Below are 273 nucleotides of genomic sequence, written 5' to 3' on the forward strand. Positions count from 1 at the left end.
GCACCCGCACCTGCACATGATCGCCTTGGCCGAGGTCGAGCCCAGCCAGGAGCGCTTGTCGCGGGATTGGCACCAGATCACCGGGGACAGCTTCATCGTTGATGTGCGGCCCATCGTTGGAGATCCCGCCGAGGGGGTCATGGAGGTTTTCAAGTACGCCGTCAAGTTCAGCGATCAGCCGGTTGCCGATACATGGCATGCCTTTCAGACGCTCAAGGGGAAACGCCTTCTTGGTTCTGCTGGGTGCTTCCGAGGTGTCGAGGTGCCGGAAGA

General features: G+C 61.2%; 1 pseudogene. It reads left to right on the forward strand.

Annotated elements, in window-relative coordinates:
• Positions 1-16: 16 nt before the first annotated feature.
• Positions 17-273: pseudogene (locus tag ABG80_RS08100) on the forward strand (protein rep); the annotation flags it as partial.

Origin of the sequence: Aquabacterium parvum (assembly GCF_001447195.1) — a bacterium.
GTDB lineage: Bacteria > Pseudomonadota > Gammaproteobacteria > Burkholderiales > Burkholderiaceae_C > Aquabacterium > Aquabacterium parvum.